Source organism: Deltaproteobacteria bacterium, assembly GCA_022340465.1.
Taxonomy (GTDB): Bacteria; Desulfobacterota; Desulfobacteria; order Desulfobacterales; family B30-G6; genus JAJDNW01.
The window spans coordinates 1-16,490 of sequence record JAJDNW010000038.1 but is presented as its reverse complement, the minus strand read 5'-3'; the positions used below and the strand labels follow the sequence as shown (position 1 = coordinate 16,490).

General features: G+C 55.1%; 16 protein-coding genes and 1 riboswitch. Of the genes, 12 read left to right on the top strand and 4 right to left on the bottom strand.

The features are described 5' to 3' along the window. A partial coding sequence (locus LJE94_07160; GenBank protein ID MCG6909889.1) for a thiamine ABC transporter substrate-binding protein occupies nt 1-854 on the bottom strand: 854 nt, incomplete at its 3' end. Nucleotides 855-1,067: 213 nt separating this feature from the next. Beyond that, a riboswitch (TPP riboswitch) is annotated at nt 1,068-1,187 on the bottom strand. 196 nt (nt 1,188-1,383) lie between these two features. Between LJE94_07160 and LJE94_07155 the strand changes: the two genes are divergently transcribed. Continuing rightward, nucleotides 1,384-2,916 carry a hypothetical protein gene (locus tag LJE94_07155; GenBank protein MCG6909888.1) on the top strand — a complete coding sequence of 511 codons (1,533 nt, stop codon included), beginning with the start codon at nt 1,384-1,386 and terminating at the stop codon, nt 2,914-2,916. Here LJE94_07155 and LJE94_07150 read toward each other — a convergent pair. The 3 genes from LJE94_07150 to lnt all read right to left on the bottom strand — a co-directional run bounded on the left by LJE94_07150 (nt 2,891) and on the right by lnt (nt 7,022). After that, nucleotides 2,891-3,973, bottom strand: a complete 1,083-nt coding sequence (locus LJE94_07150; protein ID MCG6909887.1) for a tartrate dehydrogenase — start codon at nt 3,971-3,973, stop codon at nt 2,891-2,893. The genes LJE94_07155 and LJE94_07150 overlap by 26 nt on opposite strands. Before the next feature lie 249 nt (nt 3,974-4,222). Beyond that, nucleotides 4,223-5,321, bottom strand: a protein-coding gene (gene prfB, locus LJE94_07145; GenBank protein MCG6909886.1) for a peptide chain release factor 2 whose coding sequence is annotated in 2 segments (ribosomal slippage) — nt 4,223-5,251 and nt 5,253-5,321 — 1,098 coding nt in all. Because the reading frame shifts where the segments join, the coding sequence is not laid out codon by codon here. A gap of 135 nt (nt 5,322-5,456) precedes the next feature. Continuing rightward, nucleotides 5,457-7,022, bottom strand: coding sequence for an apolipoprotein N-acyltransferase (gene lnt, locus LJE94_07140; GenBank protein ID MCG6909885.1), 1,566 nt, complete (start codon nt 7,020-7,022; stop codon nt 5,457-5,459). Between the two features lie 442 nt (nt 7,023-7,464). On the opposite strand from lnt, the gene LJE94_07135 reads away from it, so the two are divergent. The 11 genes from LJE94_07135 (at nt 7,465) to LJE94_07085 (ending at nt 16,041) form a co-directional block, all read left to right on the top strand. Beyond that, nucleotides 7,465-7,917, top strand: a complete 453-nt coding sequence (locus LJE94_07135; protein MCG6909884.1) for a PilZ domain-containing protein — start codon at nt 7,465-7,467, stop codon at nt 7,915-7,917. A gap of 46 nt (nt 7,918-7,963) precedes the next feature. Then, nucleotides 7,964-8,323, top strand: a complete 360-nt coding sequence (locus tag LJE94_07130) for a hypothetical protein (protein MCG6909883.1) — start codon at nt 7,964-7,966, stop codon at nt 8,321-8,323. 30 nt (nt 8,324-8,353) lie between these two features. Further along, nucleotides 8,354-8,773 (top strand): hypothetical protein, encoded by a 420-nt coding sequence (locus LJE94_07125; GenBank protein ID MCG6909882.1) that lies wholly within the window; start codon nt 8,354-8,356, stop codon nt 8,771-8,773. 26 nt (nt 8,774-8,799) lie between these two features. Next, the gene (locus tag LJE94_07120) at nt 8,800-9,165 is read left to right on the top strand and encodes a response regulator (GenBank protein MCG6909881.1); all 366 of its coding nucleotides are present in this window, start codon (nt 8,800-8,802) and stop codon (nt 9,163-9,165) included. 167 nt (nt 9,166-9,332) lie between these two features. Further along, nucleotides 9,333-10,571, top strand: a complete 1,239-nt coding sequence (locus LJE94_07115; GenBank protein ID MCG6909880.1) for a serine hydroxymethyltransferase — start codon at nt 9,333-9,335, stop codon at nt 10,569-10,571. Nucleotides 10,572-10,690: 119 nt separating this feature from the next. Continuing rightward, the gene (locus LJE94_07110) at nt 10,691-11,020 is read left to right on the top strand and encodes a cytoplasmic protein (protein MCG6909879.1); all 330 of its coding nucleotides are present in this window, start codon (nt 10,691-10,693) and stop codon (nt 11,018-11,020) included. Nucleotides 11,021-11,319: 299 nt separating this feature from the next. Beyond that, on the top strand, nt 11,320-12,153 hold the full coding sequence (locus LJE94_07105) for an SDR family oxidoreductase (protein MCG6909878.1): 834 nt from the start codon (nt 11,320-11,322) through the stop codon (nt 12,151-12,153). A gap of 123 nt (nt 12,154-12,276) precedes the next feature. Then, nucleotides 12,277-13,971 (top strand): thiamine pyrophosphate-binding protein, encoded by a 1,695-nt coding sequence (locus LJE94_07100; protein ID MCG6909877.1) that lies wholly within the window; start codon nt 12,277-12,279, stop codon nt 13,969-13,971. Nucleotides 13,972-14,201: 230 nt separating this feature from the next. Then, on the top strand, nt 14,202-15,149 hold the full coding sequence (locus LJE94_07095) for a bile acid:sodium symporter family protein (GenBank protein MCG6909876.1): 948 nt from the start codon (nt 14,202-14,204) through the stop codon (nt 15,147-15,149). Nucleotides 15,150-15,179: 30 nt separating this feature from the next. Continuing rightward, nucleotides 15,180-15,413, top strand: coding sequence for a hypothetical protein (locus tag LJE94_07090; protein ID MCG6909875.1), 234 nt, complete (start codon nt 15,180-15,182; stop codon nt 15,411-15,413). 4 nt (nt 15,414-15,417) lie between these two features. Next, nucleotides 15,418-16,041, top strand: coding sequence for a TetR/AcrR family transcriptional regulator (locus LJE94_07085; protein MCG6909874.1), 624 nt, complete (start codon nt 15,418-15,420; stop codon nt 16,039-16,041). Nucleotides 16,042-16,490: the final 449 nt, after the last annotated feature.

The following is a 16,490-nucleotide window of genomic DNA, read 5'->3' as shown; positions in this document are numbered from 1 at the left end:
CCCAGCAGAAAATCCACCAACCGGGCGGCCATTTCCTTTTTTTTCGTACCCTTCAGTATGCCCACGAATTCAATCTGCCGGAAAGCGGAAAAAGGGCTGAGCACAGCCGCCGTGGGCGATGCATCGAGCTTTGTTTCGCTGAAGTAAACCTCCGCGGGAGGGCTGGAGGCATAGCTCACCACAATGGGCCGCGTTCCGCCTTTGGCTCGGGTGAACTGGCCATAGTAGGCTTCGCTCCACCCGTTGGCGACGTAGACCTCGTTTTCCCTCAGGGCGTTCCAGTATGTCAGGTAGCCGTCACTGCCGAATTTTCCAATGGTGGCTAAAAGGAATGCCATTCCCGGTGAGGATGTGGCCGGATTCTGCACGACCGTAAGGCCTTTGAAGGCGGGTTTGGCCAGGTCTTCCAGGCAGGAGGGGGGCTGCATCCCGTTTTCAGCGAACCAGCCCTTGTCGTAGTTGAGGCACACGTCGCCGAAGTCCACCGGCAACAACCTGTTTTGGGGGTCCAACTTCAAATGATCCGGTATGTGTTCGAGCTTGGGCGACGCATAGGGCGTGAAGATGTCCGCTTTCAGCGCCCGGCTCATAAACGTATTGTCCACGCCGTAGAAAACATCCGCCAGAGGATTTGATTTGGACAGAATGGCCTGATTCAGGGCAGCGCCGGCATCCCCGCTTTTCAGTATGTTGAGGGTGACGTTGTTTTGCCTTTCGAAGCGTTCCAGCAGGGCTTTGTCGGCTGCGAAGCTGTCGTGGGTCATCAGTGTCACAACCGGTTTGTTCTGGCCGGCAAGGCCCGTGGCGGAAAAAACGAGCAGCCACGCGGTTGCCGCAAATAGATTCAGTTTCATGGGTGCCCCCGTTAATCATGCATTGAATTCGTTTAGAATATAGGAATTGGTATTTAGGGTTTGCACGTTTCAATGGAAATAATCGCTCCCTGAATTTTGAAACGTGCAGATCAGGTTTCTTTGTCTCCTTTGTGCCTTTGTGGTGCCATACATTTCATAGCCGAGAGCATGTGGCGGGCGGCGAGGGCATAAAAAAAGCCCTCGGCGGAGGGCAATGCAGATACGGCTCTTTTCCTCCACCGGCATTATCCGGATCAGGTTCAGCGGTCGGACCCACTGTCGCCAGCAGGGTCCCTCTCAGCCCGATTGCTCCGAGCTCCCGAGTAGCCTTATAGCGGTTGCATGCGTTTCACGGATGCTGACAAGCGCTATATATAGTCTTATATTAAATCAAAATTGAGCGTTTCAGATTAGATTAAACCGTGTTGTCGGCCGGGAGTCAAGAAAAAAGGGATAAAACGATTGCCTGTTTTAAGCTCGCCCGGCAAAGGCAGCAGCGACAACATCAATGAGTTGATATGGATGTTAAATGATTCTAACAAGATATAAAAAGGGTTGCGTTCTTTTTCTGTGGATCTGCCTGGGGATAGTGGTTGGATTGACGGGCTGTGCCGGGCAGGGAATCCATGGACGAGGCACTGTGGCGGCGCGCGACCAGGCGTCGGCGACGTTCTTTTCGAGGTTGGACAACCTGGTGGCGCAATACGGTGTCAGGGATGCCTACCGCTTTCCGGTGAAGGGGTTTCCTTACCTGCGCACCGACCGCTTTCTGGAAGGCATGCAAAAACACCTCCAAAGTCCGGAGCAACGGCATTACTGGATCGAGCAGATGCGGCTGATGGATCTCGAATCCCGGCGCAGGGAGATTGACAACCTCCCAAAAGTGGCCCTCATGGGGCTAGCGGACCCGGGGGAGCCTGTTCCCGTGTCGGATGCCGTTTACGCTATGGCGGAGCGCTTTTCCCTGCAGATGCTGGCGGATGATCAAAACGACGAGGGATATTTTCAAAGGGTTGAAAAGGCGGCGACCGTTCCGGACGAATACAGTACGGCCATGCGTTTTTTAGGGCTGTATCCGTTGGCGGCTTTTCCGGTCAGCATCGGCACGGCCCATGCGTATGAAAAATACCGAAGGTGGCACGCGACGCCGCCAGGGGACCTTCCCGTGGTCGGCCGTCTGCTGCGCTATGGCCCCCGGAGAGATTACCGGCAGTACAATCGGCAGGATCTGAAACGGCTTTTTCCATCGACCGCAAGGGATCCGTTCGGGTTGCCGCAATGGACCGGGGAAGAGGTCCGGCTTCTGGCGGAGATATTTGCCCCGGTCATCACGCAGGATGTCGTTGCCGGATACGACAGCTTCGGTGCGGTCGCATGGAAGAACGGGCAGGTTTCGATAGATCATGACCGGCCGACGGTGTATTATTATGTGACCTACGCCTTTTTCCAAACCATGCCGGTGGCCCAGATCAATTATGCCATCTGGTATTCGGAACGTGCCGGAAAAAACGCCCCCGCCATCGAACGTGGCCCGCTTGACGGACTGACCCTCAGGCTTACTTTCGACAGGCAGGGGGCCGTGGTCATGGCCGATGTGATGAACAACTGCGGCTGCTATCACTTTTTCATTCCCCGCAAGGAGCGGGTTGAAAGGGTGATCATCCGCGACAATGATTTCGAACCCCTGGTTCCCGCCTGGCTGCCCGCGGCGGTTCCGCAAAGCAGAGTCGATCTGCGGGTCAACTCCGGTTGGCATCAGGTGCAACACGTTGGAGCAGTCGATCCGGGCGGGTTTGAAGGCTTTTTCTACTCGCTGCGGCCCTATGCGGTGCTGGAATCACTGCCCGTGTCCGACGGCCGCAACGCGAGCGTTTTTTCGGCTGAGGGCATCATGAAGGATTCGAAGCGTATCGAGCCTTACCTGTTCTTTTCCATGGGCATCCCCAAGGTCGGGTACATGCGCCAGCGGGGGCATCACGCCATCAAGATGGTCGGACGGGAGCATTTCACGAATCCGCACTTGTTCGACCGGAATTTCATTTTTGTCCTTCGATCCGGTTGATTACGCGGTCGGTAAACTCGACAGTGGTGGCACAGCCGCCAAGATCGGGCGTCAGAAAACCACTCGATGTCACCGCTTCGATCGCTTTCATCAATTCATCCGCAGCCTTATTCTCGCCTAAAAAATCAAGCATCATCTGCACGCTCCAGAGGGTCGCGATCGGGTTGGCGACGCCCTTGCCTGCAATGTCCGGAGCGGAGCCGTGGACGGGTTCAAACATAGAGGGATATTGCCGTTCCGGATTCAAATTTGCGGACGGCGCAATGCCGATGCCGCCGGCCACGGCCGGCCCCAGGTCGGATAGGATATCACCGAAGAGGTTGCTGCCTACGACCACGTCGAACCAGTCGGGGTGCATCACGAAATTAGCGGTGAGGATGTCGATGTGGTACTGGTCGGTGCGGATGTCCCGGTATTCTTTTGCAATGGCCTCGAAGCGCTCATCCCAGAAGGGCATCGTGTAGCGGATGCCATTGGATTTCGTCGCCGATGTGACGTGCCGGTCCGGCCGTTGGCGCGCAAGGTCGAAGGCATAGCGGAGGATGCGGTCTACCCCCGTTTTTGAAAACAGGGCCTCCTGGACAACGACCTCCCTTTCCGTACCGGCGAACAACCGCCCTCCTATTTCCGAATACTCCCCCTCGCTGTTTTCGCGGACGACCACGAAATCGATATCCTCTTTTCCGCGGCCGGCCAGCGGGGTCTTGATCCCGGGAAGCAGGCGCACAGGCCTTAAGTTTACATACTGGTGGAAGGTTCTGCGGATCGGCAGCAAGAGCCCCCACAAGGAAGCGTGGTCGGGAACACCGGGAGCGCCTACGGCGCCCAGCAGGATAGTGTCAAACGATGTTAATGCTTCCAGCGCTTCCTGCGGCATCATGACGCCGTGATCGATATAGTATTGGCAGGAATAGGGGAACTCCGAAAAGGAAACCTCAAAGCCGAATGTATCGGAGAGCACTTTTAACGTTCGGGCCCCCTCGGGAATAACCTCCCTGCCAATACCGTCTCCGGGAATCAGGGCAATTTTATAGGCCACGGCGTAATCCTCCTTCATCCACCGGTTTTGATTTTTTTCAGAGAAGTTCGTTTCCGAGCATGAAGATGGGCTTTGCGGCTATGCGCTTCTCCATCCGTTCGCACACCAAGGTGTGACGGTCAAATCCCTCTTTCTACATTATGTTACAAATATGCAGTCCCATATACAACGAGACTGCATCTGTAGAAATTTCGATCCTTACACTTATCAGCAGTTTGGGTTGAAGCAACGCAGTCGCATTCCATAAAAGCGTGGCACACGCTTTTATCAGGCTTTGCCGGCCAGCAGCACCCCCTCGATGAAGGGGTCGATATCCCCGTCCAGCACGGCATTGACATTGCCGACATCCATGTTAATGCGGTGGTCCTTCACCATCTGGTAGGGGTGCAGGACATAAGACCGGATCTGGCTGCCCCAAGCGATCTCATCCTTGCTGTCGTGCATCTCCTGCATTTTTTCATCCTGCCGTTGCTTTTCGGCCTGGTAAATGCGTGCCTTGAGCACCTTCATGGCCATGTCCTTGTTGCGGTGCTGGGATTTTTCCTGCTGGCACTGGACGACGATTCCCGTGGGCAGGTGGGTGATGCGCACCGCGCTGCTGGTTTTGTTGACGTGCTGACCGCCGGCACCGCTGGCCCGGTATACGTCGATGCGCAGGTCCTTGTCCTCTATGTCGATGTTGATGCCCCTGTCCAACTCGGGGTAGACAAAAACAGACGCAAAAGAGGTGTGGCGCTTCCCGCTGGCATTGAACGGCGATATCCGCACCAGTCGGTGAACGCCGATTTCGGATTTCAGATAGCCGTAGGCATAGCTGCCGGCGGCAGTGAAGGTGACGCTTTTAATACCAGCCTCGTCACCCGGCTGGTAGTCGATGACGCTTACCTTGAACCCCTTGCGTTCCACCCAGCGAATGTACATTCTGAACAGCATTTCCGCCCAATCCTGGGCTTCCGTTCCTCCTGCCCCGGCGTTGATGGAAACGATGGCATTGTTGGCATCGTCATCGCCGTTCAGCATAATGGTGAGCGATAGGTCCTTGGTTTCCTTTTCCAGCTTGGCGATATCATTGCCGACCTCCTCTATGGTGGCAGCATCCGCTTCCTCCATGGCCAGGTCCAGCATGATTTTATTGTCTTCCAATTGGGCGTACAGCCGGTGAAAGGCGTCCAGCTTGTCCTTCAGTGCCGTGCGCTCCTTCAATATGGGCTTTGTCTCTTCGGGGGCATCCCAGAAATCTTTCCGGGCCATGATGCTTTCAAGTTCTTGCAGCCGGATCTCTTTTGCATCTATGTCAAAGATATCCTTTCAGATCTTCGAGTTTCTGGTCGAGATCTTTGAGGGCCTGTTTCAGGTCGACTGACATGGTGTTTTCTCCTATAAATTTCCTTGGCCGAGATTGGAAAATTTCTTCTACCACGAAAGGACGAAAGGACGAAATAAGCGAAATGCTTGGTGGCAGAATTGCTTTTTTCAGAGTTCGTGTTTTCGTGATGATTGTTTAATTTTTTTGACGAAATATCCTGAAAATCATCATCGCAAACGACAATATCACACACGCAAGGGAAAACCAATCCCCGAAACGGGTGTACAGGGTCGAAATTTGCATTAAGGGAACGGTCCCCGTCAGGGCGGCTTCTTCGAAAATAGGTGTTGTCGCGGAAATTTTCCCTGTCGGTTCGATAAAGCCGCTGATGCCGGTGTTGGCTGACCTGGCCAGGGTCCGTCGATTTTCGACGGCCCTGAACACCCCCATGGAAAAATGTTGATAAGGGGCGCTGGTTTTGCCGTACCAGGCATCGTTGGTAATACTGACCAACAGGTTGGCACCGTTGCGGGTGCTTTCCCTGGACAGATAGGGAAAGATCAGTTCGTAGCAAATCAGCATGCCGATGCGGTGGTTTTCCCATTCCAGTGCAATCCCTTGCTCGCCGGGGGTGAAGTCCCCCACCTGCGCCACCAGCTTGCCCAAAAAGGGAAGCCACGCTTTCAGGGGCACATATTCGCCGAAGGGTACCAGGTGGGCCTTGTCGTAGATGCCCGTGATGCGGCCCTCGCGCGAGGAAACCATGAAGGCCCTGTTGCGGTAGGCCACGGTGTCGCCCTGACGTATAAATGACGGGCTGCTGACGATGTAGTCCGCCCCGGTGGCGGCTATGCCCCGGAAAACCCGGTTGGTGAGAGGGGCGTTGTGACCGAAATAAAATGGCAGGGCCGTTTCGGGCCAGACGATCAGCTCAGGGTCTGCCGCGGCTTCACGGCGTGACATGTCGAGGTATCGGTCGACGGTGGCCAACTGGAAGGCAGTGTCCCATTTTTTCTCCTGGGGGATATTTCCCTGGATAACGGCAACCCGCTTCAGCGGCGCCTTGGCGGCCTGAGCCTCGATCGTTTCGAGTCGCCGGACGCCGTATCCCCAAAAAGAGGCGAGGACGAGAATGAAACAGGCCCACGCCGTCAGAACCTTATTCCGGGTCAAGGGACTTTTGTGCCAATTGCTTTTCCGTAGTGCCAGAACGAGACAGAGAATCGAGCAGTTGCCCAGGACAAGCAGCCAGGAAACACCGTAAACGCCCAATATGTCGGCAAACTGGATCAGGGGTGTGATCCGGAACTGTGAGTACCCGAACAGTTCCCACGGGAAGCCGGTGAAGAGGTTCGCCCGGATATATTCGCAGGCAACCCAGATGACGGGCGCGGCGAATAAGAGCATTTTCACGCTGCGGCAGGTCCAGTTCAGAATAGCGGCGAAGCCGGCGATAAACAGCGACAGATATGCGCTGAACAGCAGTAGAATGGCGACACTCAAGTAAAGCGGGAGCATGCCGTAATTCCTGAGACAGGGAATAATCCAGTAAATCAGGGAGAGGTAATGCACCATGCCCCCCAGTAACCCGAGGCGAAAAGCGGCAAGGGGTGACCCCTCTCTGATGGCGCCCATCAGCGGCACCAGGGCGAACCATGCGATATAGGACCGTCCCATATCAGGAAAGGATGCCGTGAGCAGCAGCCCCGTTAGGATGGCACCGCCAATTTTAAAGACACTTATTTGTCGTCTATTGTTCATTCTTTGGTTGTATGCATCAGGGAATGAAAATGGATTCTCAGTCCGGGTGTTGGTTGTAGCAGATTTGGTGCCGGCTTAGAAAGGGTTTTAATGCCCCATATGAGGAATGGGAGAAAATGCCTCGCTTTTAGCCGAAGGTGGTCGACCTTTGCAGAACCTCGGGCAGGGCCCTGGTAGTGCAGCGACGTCGTCGTGCCGCATAAAAGCATGGCACACGATTTTATTTTTGAGTATTGACCTATTTTTTACAGTAGGTTAAGATCAATTGGTTTAGCTGCATGGTTGCAACCCTGGGGTCAGTGCCTTAAAGGGGCACTTCACGTTTTCAGCAGATTGGAAGGTTTTTTTAACCTAAATCGAGCGATTTTCGGGTTTGACGCTTAGGTTTACGTGCTGCTGTGTGCAATCCAACATGAGAATCTAAAGCCTTTGGAGAGCGAATATGATGGCTTCAAACGAACAGTTGGAACGGTACCGTATGATCGGTCGTATTGCCGAACTCGTTCAGCGGTTGTCCACGGAAGGGATGACTACTTTCTTAAACGACCTGGAAAAAGATGCGGCCGAGCGCTCGAAGGTGGATGGAGACCGCAAGGATTTGCGCATCAACTGCCTGATCAGCGTCGACTATTCGGATTCGGACCGTTTTTTCAAGGATTATATTCAGGATATCAGTTCAAGCGGGGTTTTCATAAAAACGAGGGAATCTTTCGATATCGGTGAAGAAATTGTCCTTTCCATGGCCCTTTCCGGCGATGAAAACGCTTTCCGGATACCGGCGGAAGTCGTCAGGACATCTCCGGAAGGCATTGGCGTACGCTTCAAGATCAAAAGCCAGGTCCAGGAGAATATCATCGCTTCTTTCGTAAACGAAGTGAACCTGCGGAAGGGATGACCATTTTCTGCTTTCATAATCCATGCCGGTGGTTTTAAAGAGTGCCATGAACGAGAAAAATAAGCGAAGTCAAGCGGACATCGAATGGGAAAACCGAACGCTGTGCAGTGACGAAAGCTGCATCGGCGTCATCGGCCCGGATGGCCGCTGCAAGGAGTGCGGTCTTCCGTTCGACGGGGAATTCACTCCCTTGCAGCCGGTTGATGAAACGGGTGACGCAAGCGCCGGGCCCGAAGAGAATGCCACGGCCGATCGGGGAGACGATACCGCCGAGGACTTCGAAGAAGATATGGACGTCGAATGGGAAAATCGCACGCTGTGCAGTGACGAAAGCTGCATCGGCGTCATCGGTCCGGATGGCCGTTGTAAAGAATGCGGCAGGCCCCTGGATGATGGGGCGGCGTGACCCCTGTTCAGGCTTAGGGAGGACTGCAAGATGATCAGATTAGGTGCCGAGTCGTCTAAGATGAGAGAAATTGAACTGGATGATGTTTTCCTTTCAAGACTCCAGCTGTTGATCATTATGTCCAAAGCTTACCTAAACGGGTATCCGCTGGGAAGGCATCGCATAAAAAGCATTTTGGAAAATGCTAAGCATGTCAAAGTGGAAGCGGAAGGCCTGGATGAAGACCTCGAGCTGTTTGGAGATGACGACGGTTGCGCAAACACGCTTGGCTTCGACAGCGCCTTCTATCAGCGTGTCAAGCTGCTTTCCGTCATGGCCGAGGCGATCGCCAAGGGACATGATCTGGAAAGCCACAAGCGGGAAGCTCTGGAAAAGAACCTGAATGCGGTTTGTGAAATCATCACCTTCAACAAACGGGTCAGCGACATCCAGTTCCTGAAAGTAGCGTGAGGTAAGCCATCATACCCAATGTCAAAATAGCCGTTGTCGATGAGGACCCCATCGTCAGAGACTTTGTGGTGGGAGCCCTGATGTACAGTGTGAACCGGGAAGTGCTGCCTTTCGAAAACGGCCTCGACGCATGGATCTATTTCGAGAGCTCCGGCGCGCCCGATATCGTCGTGGCTGACGTCATCCTGGCCGAACTTAGTGGAACGGAGCTGTCGGAAAAAGTGAAGGGCCTTAACCGGAATACGGTTGTGATCCTTTACTCGCACTTGTCGGAGAGGGAAGCACTCGCCAGGCAGGCCGGGGCGGATGCGTTCCTGGCCAAACCGTTCGGCGTCAGCGAGATTTTCAACCTTGTGCAGCGGTTCGTAGTGGACGGCCAGCCCAGCGGCTGATGCCGGCAAGACCCCGTCTGCAGCCCATCCTTATGCCGCCTCTTTCGTATCTGCTCCTAAGCTGGGCGTTTCAATACAATAACGGAAGTTTCATGCTTCGTATGGCGCGCCGGCGTATGAACATTTATGATAAGTGGAATATTGCCAAATAACACGGGGGAGAGGGCATGCGCTGTCTAAGGGATGACGATCCTGTCATGGCGAGCCTCGTCGACAAGGAAAAGGCCCGTATCGAAACGACGCTGGATCTGATTGCGGCGGAAAACCACGCGCCTGCATCCATCATGGAGGTGCTGGGTTCCGTCTTCAACACCAAAACCATCGAAGGGTATCCGGGAAGGAGGTACCACGCCGGTTGCGTTTATGCCGATGAGGTCGAACGCCTGGCCGTTTCCCGCTGCAAGGATCTGTTCGGTGCCGATTATGCCAATGTCCAGCCTCACAGCGGGACATCGGCCAACTTGGCGGTATTGTTTTCGGTTTTGGATGTTGGCGACAGGATACTTTCCATGGCGTTGTCCCATGGCGGGCACCTGTCGCATGGCCATCGGGCGTCGATTGCGGGAAAATGCTTCGAGATCGGACACTACGGCGTCGATGGCGACACCGGCCGCATCGACTACGAGGCGGTCGCCGCCATGGCTGAAGCGTTCAGGCCGGCCATGATCATCGCCGGCGCCAGTTCCTATCCCCGTCTGATCGATTATCGGAAAATGGGCGCCATCGCGGCATCGGTGTCGGCCTATCTGCTGGTAGACATGGCGCATATCGGCGGCCTGGTGGCGGCCGGTGTCATTCCGAGTCCTGTGCCCCACGCCGATTTCGTCACGTTTACCTGTTACAAAACAATGATGGGCGGCAGGGGAGGCGTGATTCTTGGCCGTAAGCAGTTCGCCGACGGAATCGACAGGGCGGTATTCCCGGGTTGCCAGGGGACAAGCGCCGTCAACAGCATCGCGGCCAAGGCGGTTATATTCAACCTGGCGCAAACCGACGGCTTCAAGCGAACCCAGGCGCTGACGTTGAAAAATGCCGTTCGCCTCGCGGGGGCGCTCGGCGAAAAGGGCTTCTCGGTCGTTACCGGGGGGACGGACACGCATCAGGTGCTTGTGGATGTCACGACCAGAGGGCTTGACGGTAAAAGGGCTGAACGCGCATTGGAGGGCGCCGGAATCGTATTGAATCAGAACGTCATCGCGGCGGATAAAAACAGAGGCGGCGCCGCAAGCGGGATAAGGATTGGCACTGCCGGCATATCCTGCAGGGGAATGGGGCCGCAGGAAGTGGACGTGATCGCGGGTTGGCTGGACCGGGTGACAACCCATCACCGGGATGAGGGCGTCATTGGAGAAGTCAGGAACGAGGTGGAAAATTTGTGCCGGCAGTTTCCTGTCTACGATCGATAATTATAACACAATGGAAACATGCGTCCGCACGGTTGTTCTTCTGTGCCCCGGGCTTGGGAAAAGAGAAACCGTTTCTCAACATGCATGCGTGTTTCCAACGAATGAAGGGAGAGCACCACATGGAAATCGATTTGAAACTGGATGGAAACAATTTGTACAGGGAGGAGTCTTTTACGGATATGAAAACCGGTGCCGTGAGGAGAATGTCGCCGGTAACGTCGGACGGGTCTCCGGACGAGAGCCGGTCCCCGATATTCATTGCACAAACGCAACTGATGTCGCCGGAGGGGCCCCTTCCGGTGAGTGCCATGCTCGAGGCCGGCACGCTGGCCGAGGCCGTCGAAAAATTTCCCGAGGCTGTCAGCCGTGAGGTGGACCGAATCGTCGAGATCGCCCAGAAAGCCAAACAGGAGGATAGTTCACGGATTATCGTGCCCGGGCAGTCATAAAAAAGAAGGATCTTGCGAGGGCGAGTACGTTTGTGACAATAAAAGTACCCAACATCCGGATGAATCAAACAGAAGCGCCCCGTCGTCTTTCGGCGGGGCGTTTCTGTTTTTTTTTGTTCTTGACAATCGCTCGATAAATAATTTAGATTCATCTATCGAGCGCCACTCAATAGGATATAATCCCCTCTTGCTGGGAGCGTTGGATGCGTTCAACTTAGATTAAGATCCATTTTTCGCATAGAGCGACGTCGTCGCGTACGATAAAATCGTGGGACACGATTTTATTGCAGGAGGTGAACATGTACGAGGATTTAAAGGGAAAAACGGCCCTGGTAACCGGTGCCGGAAAAAAAACGGGCATCGGCTACGCCATTGCAACCAGGCTGGCGGCATCGGGGGCCAATGTCATTGTTGCCGACTTGGGTGAAGCCGGGGATGCAGACCACCAGGTCAGAACCGGAACCACCGGCGAGATGGAAACGATTGCCACTGATCTGAAGGCTGCATTCGGGATACGTTCGCTGGCGGTAAGCGTCGATGTCGCCGACGGCCGTTCCATCGAACGGATGGTGGCGACCGTCAGGGAATTCTTCGACGGCGTCGATATCCTTTGCAACAATGCCGGCGCATCGTTCGGGGTGCCCAACACCGTTCAGAATTATGATGAAGACGCGTGGATGAAGACGATCGACATCAATCTTCACGGCGTTTTCAGGGTTTCACGTGCTATGTTGCCGATGATGAAAGCAGGTGGAGCCATCATCAACACGGCTTCGAGAGCCGGCAAGGTGCCGCCGCTGTTCAACGGCGCCTACGCCGTGGCCAAAGCGGGGGTGATCATGTTGACGAAAGTCATGGCCATGGAACTGGCCGGTAGCAATATCCGTGTGAACGCCATCTGTCCCGGTCAGATTATGACCGATCTCGAGAAGTGGCGCTTTGGCCTGGAAGCCCAGTTTTTCAATTCGACGGTTGAAGAACGTGAAGCGGAAATGTGTAAAACCATTCCCCTCAAAAGAATCGGGACGGTGGAAGAGGTCGGGAATCTGGTGGCATTTCTCGCTTCCGACACGTCTTCCTACATGACCGGTCAGGCGGTTAACATCACCGGCGGCCAGCTCATGGAACTGTAAATTTTCAAGGCGCTTAGAACAATGGTTGGTGCTTGAGACCACAGCCTTTTCAAGAGGTTTTACGACACTCGCTACAAGCGATTTTTCAGCATTATTGGCACGATAATCTACAGGAGGTGCGGCATGGGAACAGTAACAGGCGGACAGTTGGCTGCCGAGGCGTTGATTGAACGCAATGTGGAATATATCTTTACTCTCAGCGGCGGGCATATTACACCGATTTATCAACATCTGGAGAATAGCGAGATAACGCTCTTCGACACCCGTCATGAACAGGCGGCCGCTTTCATGGCAGAGGCCTGGGGGAAGCTGACCCGCAAACCCGGCATCGTCATGGTGACGGCGGGTCCCGGATTTACCAACGCGTTGACCGGCGTGGCCAGTGCGTACTTTTCCAACACACCCGTCGTCGTCATCGCCGGCTGCGTTGGACTGGAACACAAGGAAAAGCTGGACTTGCAGGATATGGACCAGGAGCCCGTTATCCGTCCGATGGTCAAAAAAACCCTGGTCTGCCAGAAAACGGAACGGATTCCGGAATATTTCGATCTGGCTTTTCGCTATGCCACCAGCGGGAGACCGGGGCCGGTATACCTGGAGCTGCCGGTGGATATTCTCAATGGCTCGGTCGAGCGCGACAGCGTGAAACTGTTGGGAACCGAGGTGACGGCCAGAACGACCGATCCGGGAAAAGCGGAAGCGATGCTTTCCATGATGGCGGAAGCGAAGAATCCGGTGATCATTGCCGGCACCGGAGTCTGGCAGTCCCAGGCGGAGGAGGAACTGGTCAAATTCATCGAGGGCTCGGGCATGCCGGTCTTTACCTCCCTTTCGGGAAGGGGAACCATCGCCGACAGCCACCCCTTGTGCTTTGAAGGCGCCCTGGCCATACGCCCGGGAGGCGCATTTGCCGCCTACCTTGAAGCAGACCTGGTGATCCTGCTGGGTACGCGGATCTGCCTCTACTACATGTTCGGCGACGTGTTCAATCCTGCCGCCAAAAAGATACAGGTGGACATCTGTGCCGAGGAGATCGGTCGCAACACGGTCATCGACCTGCCGGTGGTTAGCGATATCAGGGTGTTTTTGGAAAGCCTGAATGAAGGCATTGCCCGGAAAGGGATCGCCGAAAAGCTGCAACAACGGTATGCTGCTTGGGTCGAAAAGCTCATGCAGGCAGACAAGGACGGCAAGGCTCCGGCACAGGCGGACTGGAACAGCGACAATGTGCCCATCCACCCGTTGAGACTTACGAAAGAGATCAACACGTTCATGAACCGGCCGGATGACATCATCGTGGCCGACGGCGGCGACACCACCACCTGGATGGGGATGACCCGCACGGTGGCCCAGGCCGGGCACTACCTGGATTACGGCATCTACGGCAGCCTCGGCGTGGGGCTCCCGTACGCCAATGCCGCCAAGCTGCGCTATCCGGACAAACGGGTACTGCTGATTACCGGCGACGGGTCCTTCGGGTTCAATTTCATGGAAGTGGAAAATGCCATCCGCAAGGGGATCCCGCTGGTCGTCGTTATTTGCAACGACCTCGGGTGGGGAATGATCCGGCACAGTCAGGAGATCCGCATCGGACACGCCATCGAGGCCGGCACCTTCATCGGACGCATCGACTACCACCGGTTGGTGGAAGCTCTGGGCGGGGTGGGGATGCTGGTGGAAAAGCCGGAGGAGATCAGGCCGGCGCTGGAGGCGGCGTTCGCTTCCGGAAAGACGGCCTGCATCAATGTGCTGACGGACCCGACGACCGTCAGCCCGGGAAGTATGGCGTTGGCCAATGTCGGGGCATATAAGGCGTGATGATGCAACCCTCAGGTTAGGTTATCATAAAGCCAGGGGCCGGGGTGTTTTAGCTTAAGCCTTTTGTCATTCCTGCGAAGGCAGGACACGCAGTGAAGCGTCGGCAATATCCAGAAAGCAATCAGGCGAATGCTCTGGATACCCGCTTGCGCGGGGATGGCGTTAAAAAACAGCCCGATGGCTCATTTAATCTACTATGCAGGACCGATTCAAAATTCAGGAGGGGAATTATGGATGCCGCAGCAATCGATCATGTGAGACTCAACTTCAATCCCCAGGGGCTGATGATTATCAATGTCGCCATCGGTCTGATGATGCTGGGCGTATCCCTGGATTTGAAAATGGAGGATTTCAAACGGGTGATCACGGCACCCAAAGCGCCTTCCATTGGTCTGGCCGCCCAGTTTCTTCTTCTGCCGGCCATGACCTTTTTGCTGATCACGGTTTTACGGCTTATTCCCTCCATCGCCCTGTACCCATCCATGGCCCTGGGCATGATCCTGGTGGCAGCCTGCCCCGGCGGTAATCTTTCCAACATCATCACCTACCTGGCCAAGGGCAACACGGCGGTTTCCATCAGCATGACGGCCATTTCGACGGTCGTTGCCATCTTCATGACTCCCCTCAATTTGTCCATCTGGGGGAGCCTGAATGCGGACACGGCGGCCATACTGCGCAGCGTGAGGTTAAGCCCGGTGGATGTGTTTGTCACCGTTTTCATCATCCTGGGTATCCCGCTGATCATCGGACAGATCCTGACCCGCGTTTTTCCCAACCTGGCAAATCGGGTGCGCAAGCCCTTCAAGATTTTTTCCCTGATATTTTTCATGGTGATCGTCGCCGGGGCCCTGGCGGCCAACTGGCGCTATTTCATCGACTATGTGGGGCTGGTGATTTTGGCAGTGTTTCTGCACAATGCCATGGCGCTGAACCTGGGCTACTGGTCGGGGCGCGTGGCCAGACTTCCGGAACGGGACTGCCGGGCCACCTGCATCGAGGTGGGTATACAGAACTCGGCCCTTGGCCTGGTTCTGGTGTTCAATTTTTTTGAGGGTCTGGGCGGTATGGCCATTCTGGTTGCCTGGTGGGGCGTCTGGCATATCATCGCCGGTTTAACCACGGCCTTTATTTTGACAAGGCGCAAACTGCCGGAACAAGAAGTTTTGCAGACGGCGTAACGTCAAAGGGCGTGACGGGATTGTTTCACCATGACGTACGAACTACGACTGACAACCATCCATTGCATCGGCCGCCAAGACCACCTGGTCGGGTCCGTGGACACGCAAGCGGAAGCCGAGGCCTGGGCCCGCGGCGCAACCCGGCCCGGGATGAAATTGCCGGCCGTTCCTGACAAGGACCCCATCGTCTGGTGTCCGGTAACGCATTGCCACATGAAGCGCCAGAAGCCGGTGCGTTCATATTGCAAATCTGATTCGGTATAAGCACATGGGATTGAAAGAAAGAAGAGCCAGGGAAAAGGAGGCCAGAAGACGGCAGATTGTCGACGCCGCCCGCTCCCTATTGTTCCAAGAAGGCCTTCAGGCGACATCCATCAACCAGATTGCCAAGCAGGCCGAGCTGGCTGTGGGCACCATCTACTTTTACTATTCCAGCAAGGAGGATCTTTTTGCGGAACTGCAGGAGGAAGGCCTGCATCTGCTGATCGAAAGCATTCGGGCGAACGTATCGGACGCCGGAGATCCCATGGAGCAGTTGACGTCCATGGCCATGGCCTATTATAATTTCAGCCGCGAGCAAAAGGATTATTTCGATGTCATCAACTATTTCCTGTCTTCACGTGATATTTTACTGAGCCCGGATCTCAAGCAGCGGGTGGACGCCAAGATAGGGGAGATACTGGCACAGATCGAGAGCGTTCTGTCGAGAATGAGGACGGGCCAGGATGGCGGGACGAGCGGTCTGGAGAGCAGGGGCGCACTTTTTCTGGCTGCCCTGCACGGTCTCATGCAGCTGCAAAAGTTTGAAAACACCGTTTTCAAAGGAATGCCCCACAGGGAGTTGTATCGAGGGGCGGTGAAGAACCTGATCAAAGGCTTGGGTGCCCGTTGAGATCCGGATGCATGGCTTGCAACCCCACCCTTCGGCGGGCAGGCTTTGACAATCGCTCAGCCTATCCCCTATTTATTCAAATCCCATCATGCCTGCGAAAGATTTTGGTTTCGGATCATTTTATAGCGGTTGTCATCTTATCCGGCTACCTGACTGCTTCGGAAAAAATATTTCTTATGGTGAACATCGTTTGTATCGGAACATATATGACAACCGGTATAAATGGTTTTGGATTTAGATATTCGATGTTGGAATTTCCGTTTTATCCGGGTTAGGATGGCGACGGCGGGGTCGAAGGAGGCAGACCACATGGGAACGATAACGATCGAAATGCAGGGGGCGATCGCTGTACTGACATTGGCTGACGGTGTCACCAACGCCGTCGGTTCGCAGATGACGCACGATTTGGCGGCAGCCCTCGAGGAGGCGGCGGCAACGTCCAGGGGGCT

What these genes read in the sequence shown, in the direction of transcription:
- LJE94_07090 (MCG6909875.1), top strand. Translation starts at nt 15,180, where the DNA reads ATGACGTACGAACTACGACTGACAACCATCCATTGCATCGGCCGCCAA.
- LJE94_07135 (MCG6909884.1), top strand. Translation starts at nt 7,465, where the DNA reads ATGATGGCTTCAAACGAACAGTTGGAACGGTACCGTATGATCGGTCGT.
- LJE94_07085 (MCG6909874.1), top strand. Translation starts at nt 15,418, where the DNA reads ATGGGATTGAAAGAAAGAAGAGCCAGGGAAAAGGAGGCCAGAAGACGG.
- LJE94_07155 (MCG6909888.1), top strand. Translation starts at nt 1,384, where the DNA reads ATGATTCTAACAAGATATAAAAAGGGTTGCGTTCTTTTTCTGTGGATC.
- LJE94_07130 (MCG6909883.1), top strand. Translation starts at nt 7,964, where the DNA reads ATGAACGAGAAAAATAAGCGAAGTCAAGCGGACATCGAATGGGAAAAC.
- LJE94_07110 (MCG6909879.1), top strand. Translation starts at nt 10,691, where the DNA reads ATGGAAATCGATTTGAAACTGGATGGAAACAATTTGTACAGGGAGGAG.
- lnt (MCG6909885.1), bottom strand. Translation starts at nt 7,022, where the DNA reads ATGAACAATAGACGACAAATAAGTGTCTTTAAAATTGGCGGTGCCATC.
- LJE94_07095 (MCG6909876.1), top strand. Translation starts at nt 14,202, where the DNA reads ATGGATGCCGCAGCAATCGATCATGTGAGACTCAACTTCAATCCCCAG.
- LJE94_07150 (MCG6909887.1), bottom strand. Translation starts at nt 3,973, where the DNA reads ATGAAGGAGGATTACGCCGTGGCCTATAAAATTGCCCTGATTCCCGGA.
- LJE94_07105 (MCG6909878.1), top strand. Translation starts at nt 11,320, where the DNA reads ATGTACGAGGATTTAAAGGGAAAAACGGCCCTGGTAACCGGTGCCGGA.
- LJE94_07125 (MCG6909882.1), top strand. Translation starts at nt 8,354, where the DNA reads ATGATCAGATTAGGTGCCGAGTCGTCTAAGATGAGAGAAATTGAACTG.
- LJE94_07100 (MCG6909877.1), top strand. Translation starts at nt 12,277, where the DNA reads ATGGGAACAGTAACAGGCGGACAGTTGGCTGCCGAGGCGTTGATTGAA.
- LJE94_07115 (MCG6909880.1), top strand. Translation starts at nt 9,333, where the DNA reads ATGCGCTGTCTAAGGGATGACGATCCTGTCATGGCGAGCCTCGTCGAC.